The sequence below is a fragment of the Actinoplanes sp. ATCC 53533 genome, from assembly GCF_003947245.1.
Genome location: NZ_QHHV01000028.1, coordinates 1 through 26,189, shown reverse-complemented (window position 1 = coordinate 26,189; position 26,189 = coordinate 1). Strand labels below are relative to the sequence as shown.

The 26,189-nt window shown below is 72.7% G+C and carries 17 protein-coding genes; 5 read left to right on the top strand and 12 right to left on the bottom strand.

Annotation, left to right across the window (positions count from 1 at the left end):
• Positions 1-5 precede the first annotated feature (5 nt).
• Together DMB66_RS10465 and DMB66_RS10460 are read right to left on the bottom strand one after the other, a co-directional pair.
• Positions 6-887 (bottom strand): hypothetical protein, encoded by an 882-nt coding sequence (locus DMB66_RS10465; RefSeq protein WP_125803843.1) that lies wholly within the window; start codon positions 885-887, stop codon positions 6-8.
• Positions 888-1,008: 121 nt separating this feature from the next.
• Entirely contained in the window at positions 1,009-4,047 is a 3,039-nt protein-coding gene (locus tag DMB66_RS10460) for a BTAD domain-containing putative transcriptional regulator (RefSeq protein ID WP_158647190.1), read from the bottom strand.
• Positions 4,048-4,278: 231 nt separating this feature from the next.
• Here DMB66_RS10460 and DMB66_RS10455 point away from each other — a divergent pair, with 231 nt between their 5' ends.
• The 3 genes from DMB66_RS10455 to DMB66_RS62500 all read left to right on the top strand — a co-directional run bounded on the left by DMB66_RS10455 (position 4,279) and on the right by DMB66_RS62500 (position 7,859).
• Positions 4,279-5,217 carry a hypothetical protein gene (locus DMB66_RS10455; protein WP_125803841.1) on the top strand — a complete coding sequence of 313 codons (939 nt, stop codon included), beginning with the start codon at positions 4,279-4,281 and terminating at the stop codon, positions 5,215-5,217.
• 111 nt (positions 5,218-5,328) lie between these two features.
• Positions 5,329-7,239, top strand: coding sequence for a hypothetical protein (locus DMB66_RS10445; RefSeq protein WP_199752218.1), 1,911 nt, complete (start codon positions 5,329-5,331; stop codon positions 7,237-7,239).
• Positions 7,239-7,859 carry a hypothetical protein gene (locus DMB66_RS62500; protein ID WP_199752216.1) on the top strand — a complete coding sequence of 207 codons (621 nt, stop codon included), beginning with the start codon at positions 7,239-7,241 and terminating at the stop codon, positions 7,857-7,859. Before DMB66_RS10445 ends, DMB66_RS62500 begins: the two co-directional genes overlap by 1 nt.
• 3 nt (positions 7,860-7,862) lie before the next feature.
• Here DMB66_RS62500 and DMB66_RS10440 read toward each other — a convergent pair whose 3' ends face one another.
• The 5 genes from DMB66_RS10440 to DMB66_RS10420 all read right to left on the bottom strand — a co-directional run bounded on the left by DMB66_RS10440 (position 7,863) and on the right by DMB66_RS10420 (position 15,843).
• Positions 7,863-8,453 (bottom strand): hypothetical protein, encoded by a 591-nt coding sequence (locus tag DMB66_RS10440; protein ID WP_125803839.1) that lies wholly within the window; start codon positions 8,451-8,453, stop codon positions 7,863-7,865.
• Positions 8,454-8,462: 9 nt separating this feature from the next.
• Positions 8,463-9,257 carry a S1C family serine protease gene (locus tag DMB66_RS10435; RefSeq protein WP_125803838.1) on the bottom strand — a complete coding sequence of 265 codons (795 nt, stop codon included), beginning with the start codon at positions 9,255-9,257 and terminating at the stop codon, positions 8,463-8,465.
• Positions 9,258-9,371: 114 nt separating this feature from the next.
• The gene (locus DMB66_RS10430) at positions 9,372-10,013 is read right to left on the bottom strand and encodes a response regulator (protein ID WP_199752214.1); all 642 of its coding nucleotides are present in this window, start codon (positions 10,011-10,013) and stop codon (positions 9,372-9,374) included.
• On the bottom strand, positions 10,010-12,346 hold the full coding sequence (locus tag DMB66_RS10425) for an ATP-binding protein (RefSeq protein WP_125803836.1): 2,337 nt from the start codon (positions 12,344-12,346) through the stop codon (positions 10,010-10,012). The genes DMB66_RS10430 and DMB66_RS10425 overlap by 4 nt, the downstream gene beginning before the upstream one ends.
• Positions 12,347-12,354: 8 nt before the next feature.
• Positions 12,355-15,843 (bottom strand): AfsR/SARP family transcriptional regulator, encoded by a 3,489-nt coding sequence (locus DMB66_RS10420; RefSeq protein ID WP_125803835.1) that lies wholly within the window; start codon positions 15,841-15,843, stop codon positions 12,355-12,357.
• A 146-nt stretch (positions 15,844-15,989) separates the two neighbouring features.
• Between DMB66_RS10420 and DMB66_RS10415 the strand changes: the two genes are divergently transcribed.
• Positions 15,990-16,880, top strand: coding sequence for a hypothetical protein (locus DMB66_RS10415; RefSeq protein ID WP_125803834.1), 891 nt, complete (start codon positions 15,990-15,992; stop codon positions 16,878-16,880).
• A gap of 49 nt (positions 16,881-16,929) precedes the next feature.
• Here the strand turns inward: DMB66_RS10415 and DMB66_RS10410 are convergent, their stop codons facing one another.
• Genes DMB66_RS10410 through DMB66_RS10400 form a run of 3 tightly spaced genes read right to left on the bottom strand, consistent with a single transcriptional unit; the run spans position 16,930 to position 21,176 of the window.
• Positions 16,930-17,499, bottom strand: coding sequence for a hypothetical protein (locus DMB66_RS10410; protein WP_125803833.1), 570 nt, complete (start codon positions 17,497-17,499; stop codon positions 16,930-16,932).
• Positions 17,496-17,816 carry a PadR family transcriptional regulator gene (locus DMB66_RS10405; RefSeq protein WP_125803832.1) on the bottom strand — a complete coding sequence of 107 codons (321 nt, stop codon included), beginning with the start codon at positions 17,814-17,816 and terminating at the stop codon, positions 17,496-17,498. The genes DMB66_RS10410 and DMB66_RS10405 overlap by 4 nt, the downstream gene beginning before the upstream one ends.
• A 39-nt stretch (positions 17,817-17,855) precedes the next feature.
• Positions 17,856-21,176, bottom strand: a complete 3,321-nt coding sequence (locus tag DMB66_RS10400; RefSeq protein WP_125803831.1) for a TIR domain-containing protein — start codon at positions 21,174-21,176, stop codon at positions 17,856-17,858.
• Between the two features lie 126 nt (positions 21,177-21,302).
• On the opposite strand from DMB66_RS10400, the gene DMB66_RS10395 reads away from it, so the two are divergent.
• Positions 21,303-21,776, top strand: coding sequence for a hypothetical protein (locus DMB66_RS10395; RefSeq protein WP_233624459.1), 474 nt, complete (start codon positions 21,303-21,305; stop codon positions 21,774-21,776).
• Here DMB66_RS10395 and DMB66_RS10390 read toward each other — a convergent pair whose 3' ends face one another.
• Together DMB66_RS10390 and DMB66_RS10385 are read right to left on the bottom strand one after the other, a co-directional pair.
• On the bottom strand, positions 21,777-24,782 hold the full coding sequence (locus DMB66_RS10390) for a BTAD domain-containing putative transcriptional regulator (protein ID WP_125803829.1): 3,006 nt from the start codon (positions 24,780-24,782) through the stop codon (positions 21,777-21,779). It abuts the gene before it with no gap.
• Between the two features lie 231 nt (positions 24,783-25,013).
• On the bottom strand, positions 25,014-25,976 hold the full coding sequence (locus DMB66_RS10385) for a threonine/serine dehydratase (RefSeq protein WP_125803828.1): 963 nt from the start codon (positions 25,974-25,976) through the stop codon (positions 25,014-25,016).
• Between the last annotated feature and the right edge of the window lie 213 nt (positions 25,977-26,189).

The following is a 26,189-nucleotide window of genomic DNA, read 5'->3' as shown; positions in this document are numbered from 1 at the left end:
TCCGGTCACAGGGACACCTCGATGCAGAATTCGACGATCGCGGCGAAGCCACCGGCGGCGGCGCCCAGGCAGGCGAAGCAGCCCAGGCCGACTGTTCCCACGCAGATGAAGCTGCAGGCGATGCCGATGGCGGTAATGATGGCGCTCGGGATTCCCGCGGCGGACAGGCAGTTGTTGAGCCTCTCGTAGAAGGTCGACTGCAGCGCACGGGCATCGGTGGTCGCCGGGGCCTTGGCCGATGGCGTGACCGCGCCCGAGGCGTCCACCAGGACGCTCCCCCTCAGCACGCCGTTCACCCACGCCGCGACCGTGGCCGAGTTCGCGCTCGGCACCTGGTAGACCTGCTCGGAGGTGCCCGTCCGGTTGCCCTCGGCGTCGAACATCACGGTGAGCCCGCTGGGCCTCGCGGCGGTGCCGGTGTACGGCAGGTGGACGGCGCGTGCGCCGGACGCGTCCCGCCACACCACCGGGTCAGCGCCTGCGACGCCGCTGCCGGAGGGCAGGTGCACCGGAATGCGTCCGTCGATCACCTCCTCCCGGACCTGCGCGACGAGCCGCGCGGCCGTGGGTGAGGTGTCCCGCTCAACCTGCGATTCGAGTTTATTCAGCTTCTCCACGAGCGCGTCGGCGTCGGTGAGGATCCGGTCCGGCGATGCGGCGACTCGTTCGGAGACCGTCATCGTCGACGGTGGCACCGGCGAATCCCCGGCTGCCAGCGCCCGGGTGCCGGCGAGCGCGAGCGTGCTCGTCAGTATCACCGGCACTATGACCAGCCGCGCCGTCCATCGGCTTGTTGCTTTTTTCGTGTTCAATAAGACAGTGGTCAATAAGACAGTGGTCAGCAAGGCAGTGGTCAGCAAGACATCAGCCCTCTCAGCGGTCGCCAATCGATCAACCCTGATCGATATCGGTGAGCTGATGCTGCGCCACGGTCTTCATGAGAGTCGCATCGTTTCGTTCACGGGGCTCGCACGACGTCCGCACAACGGCATCGACGTCGGCCAGGTCTCACCCGACGGCCGGCGCGAAGCCGCCGATGATGGCCCGGGTCCGCTCTTCGAGCAGCCCGTACTCGGCCTCGCAGGCGATCGCGAGGGCACGTGACGCGGTGCCGAGGGCGCGGTCGCGGTGACCGAGGCACAGCTGCTCGGCGGCGAGGCCGATCAGCGCTTCCGTCTCCGGATATCGGTCTCCGGTCGCCCGGGTGAGCTCCAGCGCCCGTTCGTGGTGCTGGACGGCTTCCCGGTGGTGGCCGGTGCGGTGGGCGAGGGCTCCGAGGGTGTTCAGGACCTCGGCCTCGATTCTGCGTTCGCCGAGCGCGCGGGCCAGCGCCAGGGCGGCCTGGCCGAACTCCGCGGCCTCGCGGATGGCGCCGCGGTCGGACCGTACGGCCGCCAGTACGCGCAACACGGTGGCCTCGTTGGTCCGGTCACCGCACTCCTGGAGCAGGGGCAGCGCACCGGTGAGGTGCTCCGCCGCCTCGTCGAGGCGCCCCTGGGCATACCGGAACTCGCCGAGGTAGCTGAGGTCGGTGCCCTCGCCGAGTCTCGAGCCGATGGCCTGGTTGATGGTCAGCGCCGTGGCACAGCATTCGATCGCCTCCGCCAGCCGTCCCAGCTGTAGGTAGGCGCGGCCGATGTGAATGAGGGTGACGGCCTCGCCGTGCCGCCACCCGTTCGCACGACACAGCTTCAGCCCTCGGTCGAGGTAGTCGTTGGCCTGCCGCACCCGCCCCGAGTCCCGGTACATGACGCCCAGCTGGCAGCTGGCAGCGGCCTCGCACTGCACCCATCCGGTCCGCTCCGCGAGGGTCAGCGCGGCTTCGTACCGCTCGATGGCCGGCCCGCGCCGGCCCTGCCGGAAGCAGGAATCGCCGAGGCTGAACTGCGCCGCGGCCTGGGCGCGCAGGTCGCCCTCCGCTTCCGCGGCGGCCAGCGCGGTCCGGGTGGCGTCCTGCCAGTCCACCAGGTGCATGCCCAGCCAGAAGTACCCGCGCAACGCGTCGGCCACCAGCCACGCCCTTGACCGTGGTCCGTGCTCGGTGGCATGCCGGATCATCGCGACCAGGTTGGCGCGTTCCGCGTCCAGCCATGCGAGCGCGGCTGCCTGGTCGGCCATGACGGCCGGGGTCGGCACCTCGACGGCCGGCACCGGCAGGCGCAAGCTTTGCCCATAGAGCATCCGCGCCGCGCGGTCGGCGCAATGCAGATACCAGTCGTGCAGGCGCCGCAGCGCCACCTCCCGGTCCGCCCCGGTGTCCTCGGCCCGCCCGCGCTCCGCCGCGTAGTGACGCAGCAGGTCGTGGCAGGTGTACCGGTCGAGGACCGGGTGGTTCACCAGGTGCACGGCGATCAGCCGATCCAGCAGGCGACGGGCGTCCGCGACGCCGATGGCGGCCAGTGCCGCGACCGCCTCGACGGTGATGTCCGGCCCGGGGACGAGGCCGAGCAACCGGAAGACCCGCTGGGCGTCGGGGTGCAACGTCCGGTACGACAGGTCGAAGGCACGCCGTACCCCGGCCTGCTCGTCGCCGTCGACGTCCAGCGCGGTCAGCCGGTCTCCGTCGCGCAGCGCGGCGACGTAGTCGGCGATGCTCGACCACGGGTGACTGGTGATGTTGGCGGCGGCCACCCGCAGCGCCAGCGGCAGGTAGGAACAGAGCTGGGCCAGCTCCACCGTCGCCACCGGCTCGGCCGCCACCCGATCCGGCCCCAGGATCACCGCGAGGAGGTGCTGCGCCTCAGCCGAGCTGAGCACGTCGAGGGGCAGGCAGTCGGCACCGTCGCTGGCGAGCAGGCCGGTCAGCCGGTCCCGGCTGGTGACCAGCACCAGGCAGCCGGAGCCGCCCGGCAGCAGCGGGCGGACCTGGTCGGCGTTGACGGCGTTGTCCAGCACCACCAACGCCTGCCGGCCGGCCAGCAGCGATCGGTAGCGGCCGGCGGCCGTCTGCTCGTCGACGGGGATCTGCTCGGCCGGCTCGCCAAGCGAACGCAGCAGATGCGCCAGCGCCTCGATCGGACGCACCGGTGCGTCCACGGCGAAGCCGCGCAGATTGATGTAGAGCTGCCCGTCGGGGAAGTGATCGCGGACCCGATGTCCCCAGTGCACCGCCAGCGCGGTCTTCCCGACGCCGGCCGTGCCCGCGACGGTCGAGATGATCACCGCATTGACCGCGCCACCGGGGCGCATCCGCACCAGCTCGTCCAGCCTGCGCAGGTGGTCGGCCCGGCCGGTGAAGCCGGGCACGTCGGCGGGCAGCTGCGCGGGCACCACCTGGGCGGCGACATCGGCGCCGGCGGGGGCGGGCACCTCGGACCGCGGGTGGACGCTGGGATCGTCGCGCAGGATCGCGATGTGCAACTGTTGCAGGGGCGCGCCGGGGGTCAGCCCCAGCTCGTCGGCGAGCCGGATGCGCAGCCGCTCGTGGGCCGCCAGGGCCTCCGACTGCCGGCCCGAGCCGTGCAGGGCGAGCATGAGCTGCCCGACCAGACGTTCCCGGAGCGGGTGCGCGGCGACCAACTCGGCGAGCTCAGCCACCAGCTCCCCGTGCTTGCCGAGAGCCAGCTCCAGGTCGAAGCACTCTTCGGCGGCGGCGAGCCGCTGCTCCTCCAGGCGCGCCGCGACCGCCTCGACCGCCCGGCCGGACAGGCCCAGCAGGGCGGGTCCGCGCCACAGCCGCAGCGCCGCGCGGAGCTTGGCCGCCGCGGCGGCGGGCTCATCTCGGCCGGCGAGGTCGAGAGCCTCCGCCACGAGATCCGTAAAAACCTGGGCGTCCAGCTCGCCGGGGTGCGGCAGCATCCGGTATCCGTGACCGTCGGTGAGGATCGCGGGCTCTCCCGATCCGCCGCCGGACAGCGCGCGGCGGAGATGGGAGATCTCGTTCTGGATCTGGCGGCGGGCGGTCGTCGGCGGTGCGTCGTCCCAGACCGCGTCGACCAGGTATTCCCGTGGCACCACCTGGCCGGCGTTGGCCAGCAACACCGCGAGCGCGGTGGCCTTCCGGCGCCCGGCCAGGACGATCGTGCGGTCGCCATCGACTACCTTCACTGGACCCAGGATGAGAAACCTCACCACACCTCCATGCGATCCTGCGCCACGATACCGGCTGAGGCGAGGCGGGACCGGCAACGGTCATCGATGGACTGCCGGGCCGGCCGCGATGCGAAACCTGTGAAGGATCCGATGCGGGTTTCGTGAAGCCCCGGTGGCCTACTGGCGACCAGGGCGAGCTCTTTTGGAGCATTCGCCCCATATCCCGCTGACTGCGAAGGAGCAGCCATGCCATCCGGCACCCCCGCTACCGAAGACGACCGAACGCTCCGCAGGCGACCTCGCCACCGTGGCTGGCTCCGGGCGGCCATCAGCCTCGGCCTCACCGCGGTGGTCACCGCCGCCGGCCTGCTGGTGCTGCCGGTGACCGAGGCCAAGGCCGTGGCCGGCCTGCAGTACATCGATGTGACCAGCGAGGCCAACTCGGAGACCAACCGAAGCCTGAAGGTGGGCTGTCCGGGCGGCACGCACGGGCTGGGGGGATCGCTGACCATCCTGGACAGCAAGCCGGCCAAGGTCCAGGGGATCGAGCCGAGAACGGACGGGGTCGTCTTCTACGCCAGCGAAGTGCCCGGCGGCACGACCCAGGCCTGGTCCTTCCTCGCGCGGGCCACGTGCGCGCCGAACGCCTCGCTGCCCGGCCTGGAGTACCGCCCCAACACGACCACCTGCCAGTCGGTGAAGGGCGAGCCCGACAAATGCATCGCCACGGCGACCTGTCCGGCCGGCAAGCAGGTGATCGGCATGGGCGGCAACCTCTCGGGCTTCCAGACCTCCCTCGCCCCCGAGATCTTCCTCACCGCCATAGATCCGGCCAACCCGGGGTTCGTGATCGCCAACAGCGAAACTCTCGGCAGTTTCAACGGCAGCTACCAGCTGACGGCGACACCGGTCTGCGTCACACCGATCCCCGGCCGGCAGATCGTCGAAACGGGACCGTCGATCATCACGGAGCAGCCGGCGTTCGTCACCAGGACGGCCACCTGCCCGGGAACCACGTTGCCGCACGCGGCCGGGTTCGGCATGGAGTTCCTCGTGGATGATGCGCTGAACTATGTCTTCATCTATCAGACCACGATGCAATCCCCCCGGGACGTCACCGTTACCGCCGTACAGAACGTCACCGGCGTGCAGTGGGCGCTCGACGCGTCCGCCATCTGCGCGTAGGTAGGCGGCCCGGACGCCTCGGATGGCGGGTCCCGCGGCGGCACTTGCGCTCATGGGCGCTCCGCGACACCGTGGGATCAGCGATCAGTGTCGATCCGCAGGGAGGCATCCATGCGCCGAATTCGATGGACGAGCGGCCGGCAGGTGCTCGTCGTGGTCTCCCTGGCCGCCGTCGTGGCGGCTCTCGGCGCCGTCGCGCCGTCGCCCGCCGCGGGCGCTCCCCGCGGCGGGTTGGCGGAGCAGCGGCGCCTGGCCGACCGGCGGTTCGTGGCGATCGGTGACCGCGCCTACGAGGTCGGCGCCGAGGATGGCCGCTATCCGGCGACGGGCTGGCACATCCGCGGTGAGATGGGCGGCTTCTGGAGCGCGCCGATCAAGCTGCTCGACGGCCTGTGGTTCGCCGTCGACGGGCAGTGGCTGAGCGCGACGCGGTTCACCAGCGGCCACGGGTTCGTCCAGATGGAGCTCGCCGGCCCCGGCGGGCTGCGGGTCCACCGTACGGATGTGGTGCCGGACGGCGGCCGGGCCGCGCTGGTCGGACTGACGTTCAGCGGGCCCGCCCGCCGGATCGCGCTGTCCGTGGACGCGCATTCGGAACTTCTCTCCGCGTATCCCTGGGGCTGGACCACGCCCAGCCAGGAGACGGTCAACCTGCCCGACACCGGCGGCTTCGACGGGCGCAATCTGGTCTTCCGGGAGACGGCCGCGGGGGAGCGGCCGCACGAGTACGCCGCCGTGGTCGGCAGCGCCCTCACGCCGGACAGTTACGTGCTCGGCCCCGGCCACCGCGGCCCGCAGGAGCCCGCCGTGGTGTGCCCGGTGGCCGACCCGGCGCCGCCGCGCTGCGACGACGGTCCGTACGGCCGGGGGACCGGCGGCCGGCTCACCTACACGCTGCAGGTGCCACGTGCCGGGCGTACGGTCTGGTTCGCGGTGGCCGGCTCGGACGACGGTGTCGCGGCTGCCACCGCCGAGTCGCTGCGCGCCCTGCGCGACCCGGCCCAGGCCCTGCGGCGCAAGCTGGCTGATCGGGTACGCGTCGCCGCGCGTACCCGGGTCGACCTGCCCGGCGACCGGTTGTTGCAGCACAGCGTGGAATGGTCCAAGCAGAACCTCGCCGACTCCGTCCAGGAGGCGCGCGACCTGCAGGTGTTCGCCAGCCGGGAGGGCACGCTGTTCCCGCCGCCGGCCGGCACTGTGGACGCCGCCCGGTGGGTGGGCGCCGGCTGGCCCGACTACCCGTGGATCTTCGCCACCGACGCCGAGTACACCGCGTTCGCGTCGGTGGCGGCCGGGCAGTTCGAGCCGATCAAGGCACACCTGCGGGCGTTGCGCGAGATCAGCGAGATCGTCAACGGCCGGTCCGGCAAGGTGGTGCACGAGGTCACCCCGGACGGACAGGTCTACTTCGGTGCGAACGATGACCCGGGCAACACCGACGAGAGCGCCAAGTTCCCCAGCACGGTGGCGCTGATCTGGCGGTGGACCGGTGATGACGCGTTCCGCGACGAGATGTACGACTTCGCGGTGCGTGCCATGCGGCACGTGACCGCGCTCGACGCCGACGCCGACGGCTGGCCCGAGGGGCTGGGCAACGTGGAGCGACCCGGCATGGGCGGGGAGAAGCTCGACGTGGCGGTCTACACCATCCGCGGGCTGCGCGACCTGGCCGACCTGGCGGCCGCCCGCGGCGACCGCGCCGTCGCCGGCTGGGCGACCGCCCAGGCGGAGCGGCGCGAGCGGGCCTTCGAGCAGACCTGGTGGTACGGCGGGGACGCCGACGCGTACGCCGACTCGCTGAGCGACCCCGGCGACGTGAAGGTGTTCCAGCGGCACTGGACCGGTCTCACCCCGGTGGCGGCGAGCTGCCCGGCGGGCCGCTCGCCGCCACCGGCCACGCGCACGCCGCGCTGGCCCAGCGGGAGCGGGACTGCTACACCGGCGAGTTCGGCCTCTTCCACACCGGCAGCGGGCCGACCAGCGCGCCGGCCGGCAACACCGGCCCGTCCTGCGACAGCGTAGTGTCCGGGGTGCCGGCCGAGCGGGCCACGTTCTCGCTCAACACCGCGGTGCTGGCCGTCGCCGAGGGCAACTACGGCCGGCTCGGGCCGCAACGCCGCTACACCACCGGCAACGCCCGCATCCAGCTCGACCCGGCGGTCTGGGAGATGCCCGGCGCGATGCCCGAGGTGGCGCCGTCGCCGGACTTCGTCGCCAACATCGAGCGGGACTTCCTCGGCAGGTCCAGCGTGCTGCAGGCCTGGGGCGCCTACGGGGTGCTCTGGCCGGTGGTGCACCAGCAGCTCGGCGTCGACCCGGACCTCGGCCGCGGGCGGCTGTCGGTGGTGCCGGCCCTGCCGCCCGGCCAGCAGCGGATCGCCGGGCACGACATCCGGCTCGGCCGTGGCGCGCTCGACGTGACGGCGACCCGGGCCGCGGGCACCATCACCGTCTCGGTGCGGGCGGCGCTCCGGGCCGAGCTCACTCTCGGCGCGGTGCTGCCGGCCGGAGCGACCGTGGCGGCGGTGCTGTTGGACGGGCGGCCAGCGGCCTACCGGCAGCGCAGCACCGCACGCGGCAGCGAGGTGCTGCTCGCGGCCGGTGCGGGCGGACGGCACACGCTGGAGGTGACGCTGAGCTGACGATCAGGAGTCGACCTTGATTTCCGCCTTGTCGCACGAGGTCCGGGCCCGCTTCAACGCGGTGTCGATGCCCCGGGCGTCGCCGTTGGCGGCGGAGTCGAAGGCGTCCTGGATGCGCCGCATGCACGGCACCAGGGCGTCGCGCTGTGCGGTCACGTCGGCCAGGTTGGCCTTCGAGGTCTTGAGCTGGGTTTCGAGGTCGGTGGCGCGCTTCTCCGCCTCGGCGAACTTCGCCTGCTCCTGGGTGACGATGGACTTCTGCTCCTGCACCTGGGCGCCGAGGTCCGCCCGCGTGTCGCGGAGGTCGGCCTTGGTGTCGTTGAGGTTGCCGTGATCGTTCACGTAGAGCCCGAGCATCAGCCCGCCGAAGACGAGCAGCAGCGCGGCCGCGATTGCCAGGACGAGCACGGCGGGCCGACGCCGGGTCTCGGTCGCCTGATAGGGAAAGCCGGAGGTCTGCGCGAGGCTGGGCGGGTATGCCGGCGCGGCCGGCGACTGCACCGGAAACCCCATGGTGTGCTGGTTCGCGGGCGGCTGGGGTGCGGTGGGCGTGGTCGTGGGTGGCGGGAAACCCTCTGGCGGCGGGTAGGACACGGTTCCTCCTCAGCAGATATCGAAGACCTTGCACGCGGTCTGGATCGGCACGGCGAGGCCGATGCCCTCCGCGTTCTGCGCTTTCGCGTCGGCGATGCCGACGACTTCCTTGCGGGAGTTGATGACCGGGCCGCCGGAGTTGCCGGGGTTCACCGGCGCGTCGATCTGGATCATCGTGCCCGGCCCGCCGACCCGCGCGCGGACGGCGCTGACCACCCCGGTGGTGATGGTGTCGGCCAGGCCGAGCGGGGCACCGACCACGAGGATCTGTTCGCCGGACGTCGGCTTCGCACGGGCCGCCGCGATACCGTTGATCTTGGCGTTGACGGTCAGCAGGGCCAGGTCGTGGGTCGAGCTGACGTCGGTGATGGCGGCCCGGTAGCTCTTGCCGTCGCGTTCGAGCTGCACCGTCGTCCGGCCGGCGGTCCAGACCGACTCGACCACGTGGTAGGCCGTCAGGATCCGGGTCCGGCCGCGCTGCGGCTTGCCGATGGCGAAGGCGCTGCCGGTGAAGTCGCCGGCGACGACCAGGAAGACGCTGGGCAGCGCCGACGCCGCGACCGCGCGCGAGTCGAAGGCCTGCAGACTGCGCTCGTTCAGCGCGGCCAGCCTGGTTTCCAGGCCGGTGACCTGCTGGTTGAGCCCGGTCAGCCGCTGGTCGGTGGCGGCGCGGGCGGTCTCGGCGGCGCGCCGGGCCTCGGCTGCTTCCCGCCGCAGCTGCTCGATCCGCCGGTCCTGCCCGGCCGCGACCAGGGCGAGCACGACGAGGGTGACCGCCACCGCCCCCGCGGCGGTCCAGCGCATTGCCGTGCGCCACAAACCGAAAGATGGGTGCCGCAAAGTTACCCCCCGCTGCCGCCTCCTTGCTGACGGTATCGAGCGGTGGTGATGCTTGGTGGTGGTCGTTCGACCCCCATGTCAGAGCTCGTCGGTGGTGATCAAGCCGTCCTGGAGAGCGCGGGCGACGAGGGCGGCCTTGGTCGGTGCCGCGCGTCCGACGTTGGCGTACTTGACCCGTACCCGCTCGAGGCAGGAACTCACCCGATGCACCGTGAGGTGCAGACGGCGCGCCACCATCTCCTTGGATTCGCTGTGGAACCACTCCAGCAAGACCTCGGTCTCGCGCGGCGACAGCCGCGGCCGGTGGAGCCGGTCGTCGGTGCCGAAGGCGCCGGAGAGCGCGGGCGGGGTGTACGGCGTGTCGGCCGCGGCCGCGGCGATCGCCGCGACGAGATGGTCTTCGCCCTCCGCCTTCGTCAGATAGCTGAACGCGCCGATGTCCATGCAGGTCAGGACGGTCTCCTTGTCGGCGCGCATGCTGTAGACGATCACCTGGCGGCCCGCGTCGACCAGCCGCTTGAGGTCCCCGTAGGCCGGGCCGGCGAGGTCCAGCTGCAGGTCCAGCACCACGACGTCGGCCGCGGAGCCCGGCGCGAGCCACGCGACCGACAGGTCGGCGCCCCAGGCGACCACCTGGATCGGCGGGTCGGCGAGCGCGCACCAGGCCCGTACCCCGGCGTGCACCACCGGGTGATCGTCCACCACGACCACGCTGATCACGATGCCTCCCCCCATCCGACCGCCACATCGCCACCTTTGACCGGACCGGAGACCGGACTGAATACGGCCTGGATCCACCATCGGTCGCCGTCGAGCATGGTGGAGCGGTGCACGCCGTCGCCGTCCGGCAGCTCCGGGGGAGCGGAACAGGTGGCGATGACGCTGACGGTCACCGCGTCCCCGGCCCCGGCGATGGTGAGCCGGGCCTTGCCGCGGGCGGTGGCCAATGCCGCGATGGCCGGTTCGGTCAGCCGCCTGCGGACCGGAGGCGGCAGCTCCGGGCGGGCGCCGTACTCGGCGAAGGAGACCGACACCCCGTTGCGCTCCGCCAGCTCGATGCAGGCGCGCAGCTCCTGCATCAACGGGTCGGGGACCGTGGTGTCCTGGGCGAGGAGCCGGCGCATCCGGGCTGCCTCCGCCGCGCACTCCAGGCGAACCGACGCCTCGCCGGGGTCCAGACTGCCGTCGGCGAGTCCTTCGAGCAGCGGCACGGTCGTGGTGGCCAGGTCCGCATACCTGCGCTCGCGATCTCGGTGCAGTTGCCGGGCGACCTCCTCAGCGGTCCGCACCCGCTCGGCGGCGCGCAGGACCCGGGCGGACGAGACGGCCAGGCCGCGCAGCACCGCGGCGATCATCGCGATGGCGAGCTGGAACGCGAGCACCAGCCAGATCGCGTTTACCACGCCCGCGACGCTCAGCGCCGCCTGCCCGTCCACCGCGGCCTGCGCGAAGGTGAGCAGATACTGCATGGCGAGGACCGCCGCGAAGACGGCCACCCGGCTGTCCAGCAGGATCAGCACGATCGGCCAGCCGGCGTCGCCTTCCGACCAGTGCGTCGGCCCGAGCCGGTATTCGGGCCGCACGGTAGCGGTGGCCATGACGGAGCACGCCAGCACCACCGCGAGCAGATACCAGCGTGCGGTGCCGAGCGGCCGGTCACGCCAGGCCGCGACGCCCGCCACCAAGGTCGTGGCGAGCAGGCCGATCCAGGCGGCGTACTGCACGCCGACGTGCGTGTAGGCCTCCCGGCCCGCCAAAAGGTGCGGCAGGTCGAGGAAGAGCAGGATCGCCAAGGTCACCACCACGACGGCCCGGCGCAGGCCACGCTGGAAGCTCGCGCCGATGAGCCGTTCATCGCCGGTTGCCTCCGGTGTGGACAACGGGCAGGACAGGGTGACGGTGGTGCCTCGGCCGGGGCTGCTGACGATGTGCGCCGCGCCGCCGCGACGGGCCATCCGTTCCTTCAGGGAGCGGGTCACGCCGTAGCGGCCGGCGGCCACCCGGGCGGGGTCGAAGCCGCTACCCTCGTCGACGATTTCGACCGTGACCGTCCCGGCGTCCCGGCGCACCCGGATCTCGGCATGGTCGACTCCCGCGTGCCGGACGACGTTCGTCAGGGCCTCGCGCGCGGCGCGGCCGAGCGAGACGGCGTCGATCGCCGGCAAAGCGAGGGAGCCGGGTGTCCGCCAGGACACCCGGAACGGCGGGTGGTCGCTCGCGGTGATTGGGAGGCTGACCTCCCGCAGCAGCTCGATCAGGTCGAGCTCGCCATGATGGACGGCGTCCGATCGGCCGATCTCGCGCAGGTCCCGCCGCGCCTGCTCGCCGAGCCAGGGCTCCTGCTTCCGCACCACGCCGTTGCCGATCATCAGCAGGGTGACCGACGCGGTGTCGTGCAGGGCGGCGAGGTATTCCCCCTCGTCGGCCCGGCGCGCGGCGGCGACGGCCGCGGTGTGGCGCAGCTCCTCCCCGCGCTCGACGATCCGGTCCGCGGCGAGGGCGCTGCGCCGCACGAACCGGTACAGGGACCAGGAGAGCGCGACCTCCGCGGCCGTCCACACCTCGACCGTCTCGTTGACGAGCCACCCGCCGGGGTCGGCGATCATCGTGCCGAGGTAGTGCGCGGCGATGATCGGGGCCGTGGCGGCCGCGAGGGCCGGCCCGGGCAGCTGCCAGGCGTAGGTGACGACGGTGATCGCCATCGCGACGAGCACCCAGGTCCCGCCGCCGCGCGGATCCGACCGGACGGTCCAGAGCTGGGTGAGGCACACCGCGCACATGACCGCGACGTCAGCCGGCACCCACCTTCGCGCGAGGCCGCGCAGCATGCCGCGGCGGTAGCAGAGGTTCCAGCCGTTGAGCCCGACGACGACGGCGACGGTCACGTCCTGCCGCGGCGCTTCGGTCAGCAGGAGCGAGGCGGAGCTGGACAGCGCCACGACGATCAGGCGGAGCGCCAGAGCCCACCGCAGGCCCTCGCGGATCAGGCTCTGCTCCACCGCGCCCATCGGCGGCCGGCGGCCGTCCACATCGGCCTGTCGGGCTGCGGGCATGCCTCAGATTAACCATCTTCCGCACGCGGCGGGCGATGCTCACGCCGGAACAGCCAGTCCGGCCTGGCGCCGCACTTCAGGAAGGCGAGCCGGGCCCGTTCGGCCTCGTGCTCGGCACGGTGTGCGTCACCGGTCCCGGCGAAGGCCGAGGCGGTGTGGAGCCGCGCCCGCGCCGCGCCGAGCCGGTCACCGGCACGGTCGAACAGCCGGGCCGCCTGCTGGGCCAGGGGTACGGCCCGTTCCGGGCGGGTGTGCAGCAGCGGGTGCACCTGGGCCAGCAGGATGAGGGCCGATCGCCGGGACAGTGTGTCGTCGGCGGGCAGCATGGCCGCGCGGTCGGCCCACTCCGCGGCTTCCTGATGGCGCCCCGCCGCCGTGGCAGCCGCGCTGAGGGTGTCGAGCCACATGGGCTGCCACACCTGGCGAACGGCGGGTAGTCCGGGGCCGCCGCCGGCCTGGAGCATCAGCTCCAGGCACCGGTCCGGGTCACCGGCGGCGAACCGGACCAGGGCCAGGCTCCCCGCGGCCTGCCCGGCCTGCCAGTTCGTCGCCTGCGCGGGCTCCACGAGAGACACCGATTCCGCCGCGGACTCACTCGCGCCGGCGACATCGCCGCTCCACACGCTGACCCAGGCCTGGTAGGCCAGCAGCCGGCCGCGGATCTCCCGGGCGCCGGTCAGTATCGCCGACTCCAGCGCGTCGTCGAGGGCCTCGGCGGCGCTGACCAGGTCGCCGGTCATGCAGTCCAGCACCCCGATGAGCATCTGCAGCGGCCCGACGAGGCGGCCCTGCCCGGTCCGGCGGGCGATGCCGAGCGCTCGGCGGGCGTGCCGGGTGGCCGGCCCGAAGCGTTCCAGATAGCTTTCCGCCCAGCCGAGGAACAGCGTCGCGTCCAGGCGGCGGGCCAGGTCGGCATCCGGCATGGCGTCCACCAGCCGGGTCGCCTCGTCCGCCCACTCGGCGGGGCTGCGCCGGCCGGCCATGTCGAAGGACCTGCTGGCCACGGCGCCGATGGCGACGGCCGAGGCCAGCAGCGGCCGGTCGCCGGAACCGCGGGCCACGTCGATCGCCGTGTGGATGTCATCGACAGCGACGCTGCCACTCATGACTCCGCACAACACGGCCGACACCCGAAGCGCCGCCGCCGGAGCACCTCGCTGATCGGGCAGCCTGGCGAGCTCCCCGTGCAGCAGCACCTGCGCCTGAACGTGGTTGCCGAGCAGCTGATGGAGGGTGGCGAGCGAGCCGAGCACGGCGATCCGCTCCTCGGAGCCGGCCGGCAACAAATGCAGGATCTCGTTGAGGATGTCCCGGCCGCGGGCCAGATGCCCGGTGATTCCCAGCGCGGTGGCCTGGACGTTCAGCAGCCGCAACCGCATCTCGACGGTCTGCGCCCGCTGCGGCAGCAGGCGGAGCGCGGCAGCGCACCAATGCGCGGCGGCGGCCGGCGTCGTGTGCATCGCCTCGGCGGCAGCCGCCTCCAGCAGGCGCACCGCGTCGAGGTCGCCGGGCTCGGCCGCGAGTGCGACGTGCCGAGCGCGTGCGGCCAACGGCGATCCGCGGCGGGCCAGCTCGTCCGCTGCCCGGCGGTGGGCCGCCACCCGCCAGCCGGCCGGCGCTTGCTGGTACGCGGCGCTGCGTAACAGCGGATGCCGGAACTTGAACGACGCCCGGTGGCGCCGGATCAGGTCGCGGCGCCCCAGCTCGTCGATCGCGTCCAGGGTGTCCGCCTCGGAAAGGTCGGCGACGACGGCGATCAACCGGCTGTCGAGCACGTCGCCCACCAGGGCTGCCGCCTGCGCCACCCGCTGCTCGACGGCCGCGAGCTGCGCGAACTCGCCGGCCAGGGCGGCGCCGACCGCCGCCGGAACCACCTCGTCGCCGATCGGCGCACCAGGGTCGCCTGGGGCCGGTGGGCGGGCGAGGAATTCGAGATAGAAGGGGTTGCCCTCGCTGGCGGTATACAGCTGACGCCGGCGGTCGGCGCCGAGGGCCCGCGGCAGCAGCGCCGTCGCCTCGGCGAACGTCAGCGGCCCGACCTCGATGACGGTGCCGGTCCGGCGGCGGCGGGCGAGCAGGACCTCGTGATGCAACCGGGTGTCGAGCTGTCGCGGCCGGTAGCCGAAAGCCAGCAGTACCGCGGCGGCCGGCGGGTGGCGGAGAAGATGGGCGAGCAGCTCGGCGGAGCCGTCGTCGCACCAGTGCAGATCGTCAAGGATCAAAACCAGGCCGGCCGGTCGCGCCACGATGTCCAACAGCGCCCGGAAGGCGCGGTGCAAACGGTAGCGTTCGGCCGCGATCAGCTCCGTCGCCGGGCTGTCCTGCTGCCCGGCGGCCGGGATCATGATCATGGGAAAGATGCTCGTCAACAGGAGCCGGTCGCCGGCGGCAAGCCCGGCGAGCCGCGCCGGGTCGACCGTCCGGAGATGGTCCTCCAGGGCGTTCTTGATGACCGCGAACGGCGCGTCCTTCTCGAACTCGGCCGCGCGACCCGCCAGCACCGGCCGCCCGTCCTGCCGGGCGAGCTGCTCCAGCTCGGCGAGCAGGCAGGTCTTGCCGATTCCCGGGTCGCCCGCGACACCGAGCAGGACCGACCCGTCGGCGAGATCGTTGAGTGCTTCCCGCAGCTTGGCCACCTCGACCGACCTGCCCAGCAGCGCCGGGCTCGCCGGTCGCGGCGCGAGCTGCGGCGGGTCGGGGGGAGCGGGCTGCCGGCCGGCTTCCGCCGGTGAGTCGCCGGAGCGGTAGACGGCCCACACATCCTCGTCGGCCAGGATCGCACGTTCCATCCGGCGCAGTCGCCCACTGGGCTCGATGCCGAGCTGGTCGATCAGCTTCCGGCGCAGTTCGCGGTAGGCCGCCAGCGCTTCCGCCGGCCGCCGGCCGGCGCAGCGGGCCAGCATGAGCTGGGCCCACAGGCGCTCCCGGAGCGGGTGCTCGTGGACCAGCGCGGACAGCTCGCCGACCAGCCCGTCCAGCTTGCCCTGCCGGAGATCAAGATCGATGCGGTCCTCCAGCACCGAGATCATGCGCTCGTCCAGGCCGGCGGCGGCCGCCCGGATGGCCGGCAGCTGGATGTCCGCCAGGGCCGGCCCGCGCCAGAGTGCGAGTGCCTCGCGGAGCCGGGCCGCCCGGTCGCCGCTCGCCCCGGCACCGTCGGCCAGGGTGGTGAATCGGTCGAGGTCGAGCTCTCCCGGCCGGACCCGCAGCAGGTAGCCCGGCGGCTGGGTCAGCAGCGGTCCGCTGTCGTCTCCGGGCATCCGCAGGTCCCGGCGGAGCCGCGCGACGCAACCGTGGACCAGCGTTCGTGCCCTGCCCGGCGGTTCCTCGCCCCAGAGCAGCTCGACCAGGCGCTCGACGGAGACCATCCGGTTGGCTCTCAGCAGCAGCGCCGCCAGGACCGCCCGCTGCTGCGCTCCGCTGATGCGCACCGGGCGGCCGTCGTGACAGACCGCGAGCGGCCCCAGAATCCGGTATTCCACGTTCTTGGCCGCCATCCGCCGTATTGACTGTCTCGGATCTTTTCACGGTCCGCCGGCCGGGCGGACGCCCATCGAACGTCAATAAGTCGACAAGCGCCGCCACCTACAGTCTGGTCCGTCATGCGGTGAGATCGCCGCCTTCAGCACGCAGGGAGAGTCACTTGCGCGAAGCATCCAGGTACACCAGACGACCCTTCATCGCGGCCGCCGCTGCCCTGGCCATGGTGGCCGCCGCCATCGTGCAGACGATCGGCGTGACGCCGGCGGCAGCGGCCACGATCCCGGTGGGCAGCGTCCAGGTCGTCACCGCGACCTCCGGCCTCACCCCCGGAAGCAGCAAGACGATCACCGCGGTCTGCACCTCGGCCAGGCCGTTCGTGCTCGGTGGCGGATTCACCACCACCGGCACCCACATCGTGGTCAGCGAGCTGCAGCCGATCGACGGGGCCTCGGTGGACAGTTACCGGGTCACCGCGGGCTTCGACGAGGTGGGTACTTCCGGGTCCTGGAACCTCCTGGTGTACGCCTACTGTTCGAGCACCGCGCCCGGCTGGCAGCTGGTGCCGGTCACCAGCACGACCACATCGAATTCCTTCAACCAGGTCATCGCCACCTGCCCCAGCGGCAAGGCGGTGGTCGGCACCGGCGGCCGGATCAACGGTGGTGCCGGTCAGGTGGAGCTCGTGACCCAGGGCATCGGATCGGTGGGGCCGAACCGGATGAGCGCCGGGGGCCTGGAGGACATCACCGGGTTCTCCGGCTCGTGGAGCGTCACCGGATATGCGGTGTGCGTGACCTACACCAGTTCGCTCGACATCCGGCTGGTGTCGAACCAGACCGCCAGCGACAACACGATCACCAAGAACGTCACCGCGACGTGCCCGAGCGGCATGCGGCTGACCGGCAGCGCCATCTGGGCCAGCGTCCCCGGCAACGCCATCAACCTGCGGCCGAACAACAGCAGCCCGACCAACGTGGCCGCGACCGCGCGAAACGACAGCGGCAGCGGCTCCGGCTGGGACCTGATCACCTACGCGCTCTGCGCGGTTTAGCCGACCCGCTGCTCGGGCCGCCGCGCGGCGGCCCGAGCAGCGGGGTCGGTCAGCGTGCCCGGGGGAGCAGGGGCAGCGCGGCCAGCAGCGGCGGGCCGGCGAAGATCATCGAGGCGACCACGGCGAGCACCGGCTCACCGACGTTGTCCAGCGAGGAGAACGCGGTCGCGGCCGCATAGCCGGCGATGGCGGCCAGCAACGCGGACCGGGCCACCCAGCCGCCGGCCCGGCGCCAGTTCGCGAGGAACGCCACCACGAGAATGAGCTGCGCCGCCAGCATGACCACCGTCGAGCGGACGGTGGCGTCCGGTGCATCCCGCTCGGCCAGGCCCTGGATCGACACGGCCAGCCACGGGGCGACGGTCACGATGCCGAGCACCGCGCAGATCGGCCGCATCCACGACCGTACCGTCGGCTCCGGAACGGGAGCCGCCGCCGGACCGCCGTGCGAAACCACGAACCACAGGCTGCCCAGCGCCCAGCGCAACCGGCGCTCCCCCTCCGGCACCGCGGCCAGCTCCGCCGCGACCGCCTCGCCCCACTCCCGCCGGCCCGCCGGGAGTCGCGCCACCCGCCGGGCGATGAGCTGGCCTGTCCGCGCGGTCAACCAGCGTCTCATCGGGCACTCCCCAGGATCGGCCGAACCCGGGCCGGGCTCGGCGAAGGCGTCATCCGGGCCACCTCGGCGGCGCGTCGCGCGCCGTCCGCGGTCAGCCGGTAGAGATGCCGGGGCGGCCGTCCCGGTGGCGGATCGGACTCCCAGCGGGTCTCCAGATAGGAGCGATCGGCGAGCCGGGCCAGCAGCGGATAGAGCGTGCCGGAGCTGAGCCCGGTGCGGCGGGCGATGTCGTAGCCGTACCACCAATGCCCGGGATCGCCGGCGAGCAGTTCAAAGACGGCACGGGTACGGGGATGAGTGTCAGGACGTCGGGGCACGGCGATACTCTACCTATGTCGAGTATCGCCGTCCAGGGATCAGCCGGTGCAGGTGCGCCGGTACTTGAGCTCGGGAATGTACCGGGCCCACTCGATGGCAGTGAGGCCGCGACCGGTGATGGTGCAGGCGTACCTGGCCGGGTCGGCGCGGAGTTTGTTGAGCTTCGTGTGGTTCCACAGCGTGACGATCGCGCGGTGGTCGTAGCCCGAACTTGTGGGTGGCAGGGGCTGACTTATGACTGCCAGGGTGCGTCCGTCGCGGCTGAACGCCACCGAGTGCCTCCTGTCTTCGAGGCCGGCGTGGATCGAGGCGAGCCGGATCGGTTCGGCCGGGTTGGCGGTGTCCCACAGGGTCACCGGGTGATCCGCGTTCACGGTTGCCAGGGTGCGCCCGTCCGGGCTGAACGTCACCGATGTCACCGGGACGCTGCGGCCGGTCAGAATGGCGAGCCGCCCCGGACGAGCCGGGTCGGCGACATCCCACATCATCGTGGTGGTGTCGGAGCTGCCGCTTGCCAGGGTGCGCCCGTTCGGGCTGAAGGCCAGCGCCTGTACGGAGTCGCTGTGGCCGGTCAGCGTGGCGAGCCGGCCGGGGGCGGAGCGGTTGGCCACATTCCAGAGCGTCAGTGTCCGGTTGTCGCTGGTGGCCAGGGTGCGCCCGTTCGGGCTGAAGGCCACCCTCGTCGCGGGGCCGATGCCGCCGCTCAGGGTGGACAGCAGGGCGGGGCGGGTCCGGTCGGCCACATTCCACAGCAGCAATCTGTCGGTGGCGACGACGGCGAGGGTACGTCCGTCCGAACTGAACGCCATCGCGCTCGTGTTCGGCGTCGGCAGGGCCACGACGGCGAGCGTCACCGGCCGGGTCGGGCGGGTCACGTCCGTCAGTGTCAGCCGCCCGTCCCGGGCCCCGACGGCCGCCACCGTGCGGTTGTCCGGGCTGAACTCCGCCGCTCGGATGGCCCCGCCGTGGACGGCCAGGTCGGCACCGCGGCCGGGGTGGGCGGGGTCGGTCACGTTCCAGGACTTCGCGGCTCCGCCGTCGCCGACGATGATCAGTGAACGCCCGTCCGGACCGAAAGCCGTCGCCTCGGGCGCATCACCCGGGACGGGGAGCGCGGCGAGATGCTCCGGAGTGCCACGGGGCGACACGTCCCACAGGGTCGCCGTCGCCGTGCCGTCGGTAGTGACCAGCGTTTCGGCGTCCGGGGCGAAGGTCACCGACGTGATCGGGCCGCGGGCCCGCATGATGTTGACCGGCTGCCCGCCCTTCCACACCATCACCCCTCCGGTCCGGTCACCACCGGCCAGCAGGCGCCCGTCCGGGCTGAATGCCAGCGCGTCGACGGAAACGGCAAGACCGCTCACCCCGTCGTACGGCTCCGCCCTCTCATCCGGCATGGGCGGCATGGGCGGCGGCGACGGATGCCCCGACTCGGGATCCCAAGGCGGCATGGTCGGCACCTCGGGGACTTCGGTCACGGGCCTCATGTCGTAGAAGCCCACCCCGCCGCCATTGCTGGCACCGCTGGCCATCATCGTTCCGTCCGGCTTGAAGGCCATCGTCCCCCCGCTGTTCAGGTAGCGGCCGTCGTGCGGATCGGTACGATCGGTCAGGTCGTAGACCGTGGTCCTGTTCATGGGCCGGTCCGCGACCAGCTCGCGGCCGTCCGGGCTGAACGCGAGACCTCGCACCGGAAGCGGAAAGCGACCCGGTTGCCCCAGCTTGCCGAGTCGTACGGGCCGGGCCCGGTCGGCCACGTCCCACACCATCGTGGTGGCCCCGTAGTGGCCCGTGGCGACGGTGATCCCGTCCCCGCTGAACGCGATCGCGTAGACCCCCAGGTCGTCGTCCGGCAGCGTGCCGAGCTGGACCGGACGGGGCCGGTGGGCCAGGTCCCACAGGACTGCCCCGCCCTCCGAGCGGCCCAGGGCCAGCGTCCGCCGGTCCGGGCTGAACGCCAGCGGACCGTCGACCGTACCCGGATCGAGCAGCGTGGCGGTCCGGACCGGATGTGTCCGGTCGGTCACGTCCCACACCGACAGGCTGCCGTCTTTGCCGCGGGCGACCAGGCGACCGTCCGGCCCGAACTCGGCCCAGGTCACATCCGGGATCGTGCCGGCGTAGCCGGTGGACGTGATCACGCCGGAGAGTTCGCCGCGGTTCTCGGGGTCGGGCTGGAGCGTCTGGGCGGCCGCCCCCAGCATCAGAGCCGTCTTCGGGTCCATGCCGACTGCCGCCTTGGCCTGGTTGAGCAGCCGCCGGCTGACCGCGATCCGCAGCTGCTGGTCCGCCTTGGCCTGCTGCCTCGCGGCTTCAGCGGCCGCCTCCCGGGCCAGCCGCCGCTGCTTCTCCGCGATTTTCGCCAGCCGCCTTGCCTCCTCCTGCATCAGTTGCGCCCGCTCGGATGCCTCCTCGGCCAGCCGCTGCTGTTCTCGCGTCCGCTTCGCCGCCCGATCGGCGAGCCGCTGCTGGCGCCGCGCCTCCTTCGCCGCTTCATCGGCGAGCCGCTGCTGCCGCTGCGCGGCTGCCTCCGCCTGGTCGGCCAACCGTTCCGACCGCTCCGCCTCGGCCGCCGCGTCCGTCGCCCGGGCCTGCTGTTGCCGCGCCAGCTCCTGCTGCTGGAGCGCCTCCTGCGCCGACTGCTCGGCACTCGTGCGCTGCACATCCGCCACCTGCTGCTGACGCAGCGCCTCTGTCGCCGCGTCCTCAGCCCGCTCCGCGTTACGCACCGCCGACACGCTGGTCAGCGACGCCAGCAACGTCAGCACCACCAGCGTCGCCACGGCGCCCGACCGCAGCCGCCGCGCCCGGCGATGCTGCCGGACGTCCTCGCCCTCCAGCTCGTCCTTGCTCACCCCGTGCATCGGGGCCGCCAGCTGGGCGATCGCGTCCCGGAACCGGGAATGCTGCAGGCTGAGCTGCTCACTATTCCGCGCCCACCGCAGATCCAGGAACAACGGCTCCTCGGCGAACACCCCCCGCAGCGCCGCGGGCACCGCCGTCGAGTCCGCGGTGAAGTCGCGATCGTCGGAGTCCCACGCCCACTCACCGTCGGTCACCACGGGCAGGATCCGGTCCGCCGACTTGGTGGCGATCCAGTGCTCGATCTCCCGGTTCACCCACTGCGATCGCGCGGCCTCGGGCGAGGCGAGCAGCACGAAGTAGTCCGAACCGTTCATCGCGGTCTGGATGGAGGACCAGAGCGCCGGGGTCACCGCCAGCCCGGTCTGATCTCGGAAGATCCACAACGCGCGCCGTCGATGCCAGGGCTTGGCCAGGCGGTGCAGACCACGCTGCACGGCGGGGGCGAGCTTCCCGTCCGCAGCATGGCTGTACGAAATGAACCCATTGAACGTCATGGAGATCCCCCGGTGGTCGGCACGCGCTGCGCGACAGATTGTGCACGCCACCGCCCCCACGAGGAAAGGCCGAGACCGTATCGTCATGGCTTCCCCAGCTTGACGGGCCCATGTGCGGAGGTCGATGTGCGATTCGGTGTCACCGGTCATCGAGTCCTCCCGCCGAGCATCGTCGAGTGCGCGGTGCGGCACTGGCGCCGGGTGCTGCCGGCCGATGCCCAGCTGTGCGGGGTGTCGAACCTCGCCGACGGCGCCGACCAGCTGTTCGCCACCCAGGTGCTGGCGGCCGGCGGCACCCTGGAGGTGGTGCTGCCGTGCGAGGGCTACGCCGGCTCGCTGATGGCCGACGAGAGCCGTGCGCGGTTCTCCGAGCTCAGGCGTGCGGCGGCGAGCGTGCTCACGATGCCCTACCCGGAGCCCAGTGATCAGGCGTTCCTCGCCGCCGGTCAGGCCCTGGTGGATCGCTGCGATCACCTCTTCGCCGTCTGGGACGGCCGGCCGGCCCGTGGCCTGGGCGGGACCGCGGACATCGTCACCTACGCCCGCGCCCGCGGGCTCCCGGTCACTGTCCTGTGGGTGGAGGGCGTGCGCCGGGCCTGATTACCCGCCGGCGACGGCCGTGGGAAGCTCCAGGCCCGGAGCGGCGGGCACCGCGAGGTCGGCGAAGATGCGCCGGGCGAGATCCCGGTGCGGCCGGTCGTCGTCGCGGCCGTCGGCGATCCCGAACGCGGCGGCGAGGCCGTCGTGAGCGCGCGCCTGCTCGTACCGGTCGCCGATCTCGCGGGCCAGGACCAGCGCCTGGCCGTGCTGGAGCCGGGCCTCCGCCGCGTCTCCCGCGGCCCGCAGGACCTGGCCGAGGTCGTTGAGCGCCTCGGCCTCGCTGGCGCGGTCCCCGATCCGCCGGTGCAGCACCAGGGCGTCGCGCAGGTGACCGGCCGCCGCCGTGAGCCGGCCGCGGCGGGCGTACACCGCGGCGAGATCGGTCAGCACGTACGCCTCGGCGGTGCGGTCTTCGGCCAGCCGGACCGCGGCCAGGCTCTGGTCGAGGTGGACGGCGGCCCGGTCGAGCTCGGCCGGCAGGTGGGACAGGCGCGCGAGCAGGGAGATCACGTACGCCTCGCTGAACCGGTCGCCGAGCCGCGCGACGAGCTCCAGGGCCGACCGGAGACGCTCGGTCGCCTGCGGCTGGTCGCCGAGCCGGGCGTCGACCAGGCCGAGCCGGACCAGGGCGTCGGCCTGCCCGGCCTCGTCGCCCAGCCGCTGGTAGTGCGCCCAGGCCCGCCGGTAGTGGTCGGCGGCCTGCCGGTAGTCACCCAGCCGCCAGTGGACGCTGCCCAGGTTGCGCAGCGCCACCGCCTCGGCGGCGCGTTCGCCGAGGTCAGCATAGAGAATCAGGGCCTGCCGGTAGGTCTCGGCCGCGTCGTCGAGGCGGCCCTGCCGCCGGTGCAACCGGCCCAGATCGGACAGCGCCCGGGCCTGCGCGGCCCGGTCGCCGACGGCCCGGGCCGCCGACACGGCTGACGCGGTGACGGTGACCGCCTCGGCGACCGGTCCGCCGGCGTCGAGATAGCGGAACAGTGTCGCCGCGAGCGAGATGGCGTGCCGATACCAGCCGTGGGCGGCGCCGTAGGTGCAGGTCGCGGCCAGGTTGGGCCGTTCGGCTTCGAGCCAGTTCCGGGCCGCGTCCGCGTCGCCGGCGGCCGTGGCGTCCTCCGGGTAGAGCGCGTTCATCGCCGCGACGGAACCGGCCAGGTAGTGATCGAACAGGCGGGTCAGCGCCGCTTTCCGGTCCGGCGCGGAGTCGTGCCCGGTCGCGAGCTCCGCGGCGTACGCCCGCAGCAGGTCGTGCATGCCGTACCGGCCGCCGCGGCCGGCGTGGATCAGGCTGGCCCGGACCAGCACGCCGAGCGACCGGCGGGCCTCACCGGCGTCGGCGCCGGTCAGCGCCGCCACGGCCGCGACCTGCACGCTGTCGCCCGGATGCAGGCCGAGCAGCCGGAACGTCCGGGCCGCGTCGGCGGGCAGATTTTGGTATGACCACGAGAAGACCGCGCGGACCGCGGCGCGCGGATCGCCGCCCGCGTCGAGCAGGTCCAGTCGCAGCTGATGGTCGCCCAGCTCGGCGACCAGCTCGGCCAGCGGGACGTCGGTGCGCGCCGCGGCCAGCTCGGCGGCGATCCGCAGCGCCAGCGGCAGCCGGGCGCAGGCCGCGGCCAGGTCAACGGCGACGGACGGCTCGCGGTCCACCCGGGCGCCGATCAGCCGGCGCAGCAGCGCCACCGCGTCAGCCAGGGGAAGCAGGTCCAGGTTGACCCGCTCGGCGCCGTGCACCGCCACCATGCCGGGCAACGAGTCCCGGCTGGTGATCAGCACCAGGCTCGATCCGCTGCCGGGCAGCAACGGCCGGATCTGCTCCACCGAGGACGCGTTGTCGAGCAGCACGAGCATCCGCCGGCCGGTCAGCTCGGACCGGTACCGGCCGGCGCGCTCGTCGACCCCGGACGGAATCTCCGCCCCCCGGATGCCGAGCGCGGTCAGGAACCCGGCCAGCGCGTCGGCGACGGCCACGGGCTGTTCGGCGTCGTAGCCGCGCAGGTTCACGTACAGCTGTCCGTCGGGAAACGCCTCGCGGACGCGGTGCGCCCACCGGACGGCCAGCGCGGATTTTCCCACCCCGGCCGTGCCGGAGAGCAGCGCGACGGTCAGCGGCGGCTCGTCGCCCTCGGGCGGCGCCAGCAAGCGGTCCAGCGCGGCCAGCTCCCCGGTGCGCCCGGTGAACGCGCGCACGTCAGCCGGCAGTTGAGCCGGCACCGTCGCCGGGGCGGCGAGCTGAACGACCGGGGCGCGGGTGTCACCCGCCGGGGCGGCCAGGGTGGGGTCGGCGGCGAGGATCCGCTCGTGCAGCCGGCGAAGTGCGGCGCCGGGGTCACTGCCGAGCTCATCGGCGAGGCAGCGGCGGATCCGCCGGTATTGCTCGTCGGCGTCCGTCTGGCGGCCGCACCGGTAGAGGGCGAGCATCGATTGCTCGGCCAGCCGCTCGTCCAGCGGATGCTCGGCGACGGCGGCGGACAGGGCGGGCAACAACTCGCCGTGCCGGCCCAACCGGAGCAGCACGTCGTTGCGGTCCAACTCGGCGGCGAACCGTTCGCCGGAGAGTAGTCGCCGCATCGAGGCCAGCCACGGCGAGTCCAGGCCGGCGAACGGTTCGCCGCGCCACAGGCCGAGCGCCTGCTCGATCAGCTCCGTGGCCGACTGGTCCGACTCCGCCGATCGCGCCAGCGTGATCAGCCGGCGGAAGCGGTGGAGATCCACCGTCTGCGGGTCGACGGTCAGGACGTATCCGCCCGGCTGCCGCTCGATCTCCACCTCGGCGGCGCCGGCGACGGCACGCCGGAGCCGGGACAGGTAGCTGTAGAGCGCGCCGGCGGCCCGTTGCGGAGCGTCCTCACCCCACACCCGGTCGATCAGCTGGTCAACCGTGACGGGACGGCCGGCCTCGGCGAGCAGCACACCCAGCACGCAGCGCTGCCGGGCATGCCCGAGGACGACCGGCAGGCCGTCGATCCGGGCTTCCACCGCGCCGAGCACGCCGAACTCCGCCGCCAACTGACCTCAGCACACCCTTCGCTCACGGTCCCCACCAGGAGATTCAAGATATCTACAAGGTACCCGACCAGTCTCCCATGCTTCGTACAAGATCCGACGACCACCATTGATCTCGTCGCAGGGACAGGTCGCCCTCGCCCGGTTACGCGGAGCGTGTACGGGGGAATCGGGACGTGAAGATGAGCCATGAGCGAGGGGCGACCTGCCCTGCGACAAAAGCCGGGTGCCGGCTCAGGTGCGAACCCAGCGGTGGTAGGCGGCCAGGTCGACGTTGCTGCCGCAGATGATGGTGACCAGGTGGCGGCCGGCGAAGCGGTCGGGGTCCTCCAGGACGGCGGCCACGCCGAGGGCCGCCGAGGGCTCGACGACCAGGCCCGCGTGCTCCAGGAGCATCCGCATGCCCGCCACGATCGACGCTTCGCCGACCAGGACCGCGTCGTCGGCCACCTGGAGGAGGTCGTCCAGGACCGCGGGGATGGGGTACCGGCCGGCGACGCCGTCGGCGATGGTGTCGGTCGATGCGGTGGTGACGACCCGGCGCTCGTGCCAGGAGCGGGTCATCGCGGGTGCGCCGAGCGGCTGCACGCAGATCACCTCCACGGCCGGCGACAGGGTCTTCAGGACGTAGCCGACGCCGGTGGCCATCGCGCCGCCGCCGAGGGCGACCAGAACAGTGTCGAAAGAGGACCCCGCGTCCGCCAGTTCCAGGCCGATGGTCGCCGCGCCCTCGCAGGTCTCGATGTCGAGGCTGTCCTCGACCAGCCGGACGTCGCGCTGTCGCGCGATGCTCACGGCGCGTTCGCGGGCCATCTCGAAGTCGCCGTCGACCAGTTCCAGCTCCGCGCCCAGCGCGCGGATCCGCTCGAGCTTGACGGCGGGCGCCCCGCGCGTCGCCACGACCGTCACGTCGAGGCCACGGCGGTGACCCGACCAGCCGAGCGCCTGGCCGAGGTTGCCGGCGCTGGCGCACACCGCGGCCGTGCGGCCCTGGCCGGTCAGCAGGGTGGCGACGAGTTCGGTGCCGCGGCCCTTGAAGCTGCGCACCGGGTTCGCCGTTTCGAGCTTGATACTCACGGTGCAGCCGAGCCGGCGCCCCAGCGCGTCGCACTCGTACAGCGGAGTGTCCAGAAAGACCGGGTCGACATCCCGGCGGGCCGCGCGGATCCGGGCGAGATCGAGGCGCGTGGTGAGCATGACGGCAACGTATCGCACCTGGCGATAGCTGTCCTGATTCGGGTTGTTTATCCTATTTACGTGCGAATTCCTGGAACATTGAAGCTTGCCGCCGCCGTGCTGGCCGTACCCGTGCTCGCCGGGCCGCCGGTCGGTGCCTCGCCGGCCGTGGCCGCCGGGCGCGCGGCCGTCGGGGCCGGGCCGGCCGCCGCGCCGCGCCCGCTCACGTCGACC

Excerpts from the sequence above, each read along its gene's own strand:
- DMB66_RS10455 (WP_125803841.1), top strand. The coding sequence starts at position 4,279 with ATGCCATCCGGCACCCCCGCTACCGAAGACGACCGAACGCTCCGCAGG.
- DMB66_RS10445 (WP_199752218.1), top strand. The coding sequence starts at position 5,329 with ATGCGCCGAATTCGATGGACGAGCGGCCGGCAGGTGCTCGTCGTGGTC.
- DMB66_RS10435 (WP_125803838.1), bottom strand. The coding sequence starts at position 9,257 with ATGCGCTGGACCGCCGCGGGGGCGGTGGCGGTCACCCTCGTCGTGCTC.
- DMB66_RS10425 (WP_125803836.1), bottom strand. The coding sequence starts at position 12,346 with ATGCCCGCAGCCCGACAGGCCGATGTGGACGGCCGCCGGCCGCCGATG.
- DMB66_RS10420 (WP_125803835.1), bottom strand. The coding sequence starts at position 15,843 with ATGGCGGCCAAGAACGTGGAATACCGGATTCTGGGGCCGCTCGCGGTC.
- DMB66_RS10410 (WP_125803833.1), bottom strand. The coding sequence starts at position 17,499 with ATGAGACGCTGGTTGACCGCGCGGACAGGCCAGCTCATCGCCCGGCGG.
- DMB66_RS10400 (WP_125803831.1), bottom strand. The coding sequence starts at position 21,176 with ATGACGTTCAATGGGTTCATTTCGTACAGCCATGCTGCGGACGGGAAG.
- DMB66_RS10385 (WP_125803828.1), bottom strand. The coding sequence starts at position 25,976 with ATGCTCACCACGCGCCTCGATCTCGCCCGGATCCGCGCGGCCCGCCGG.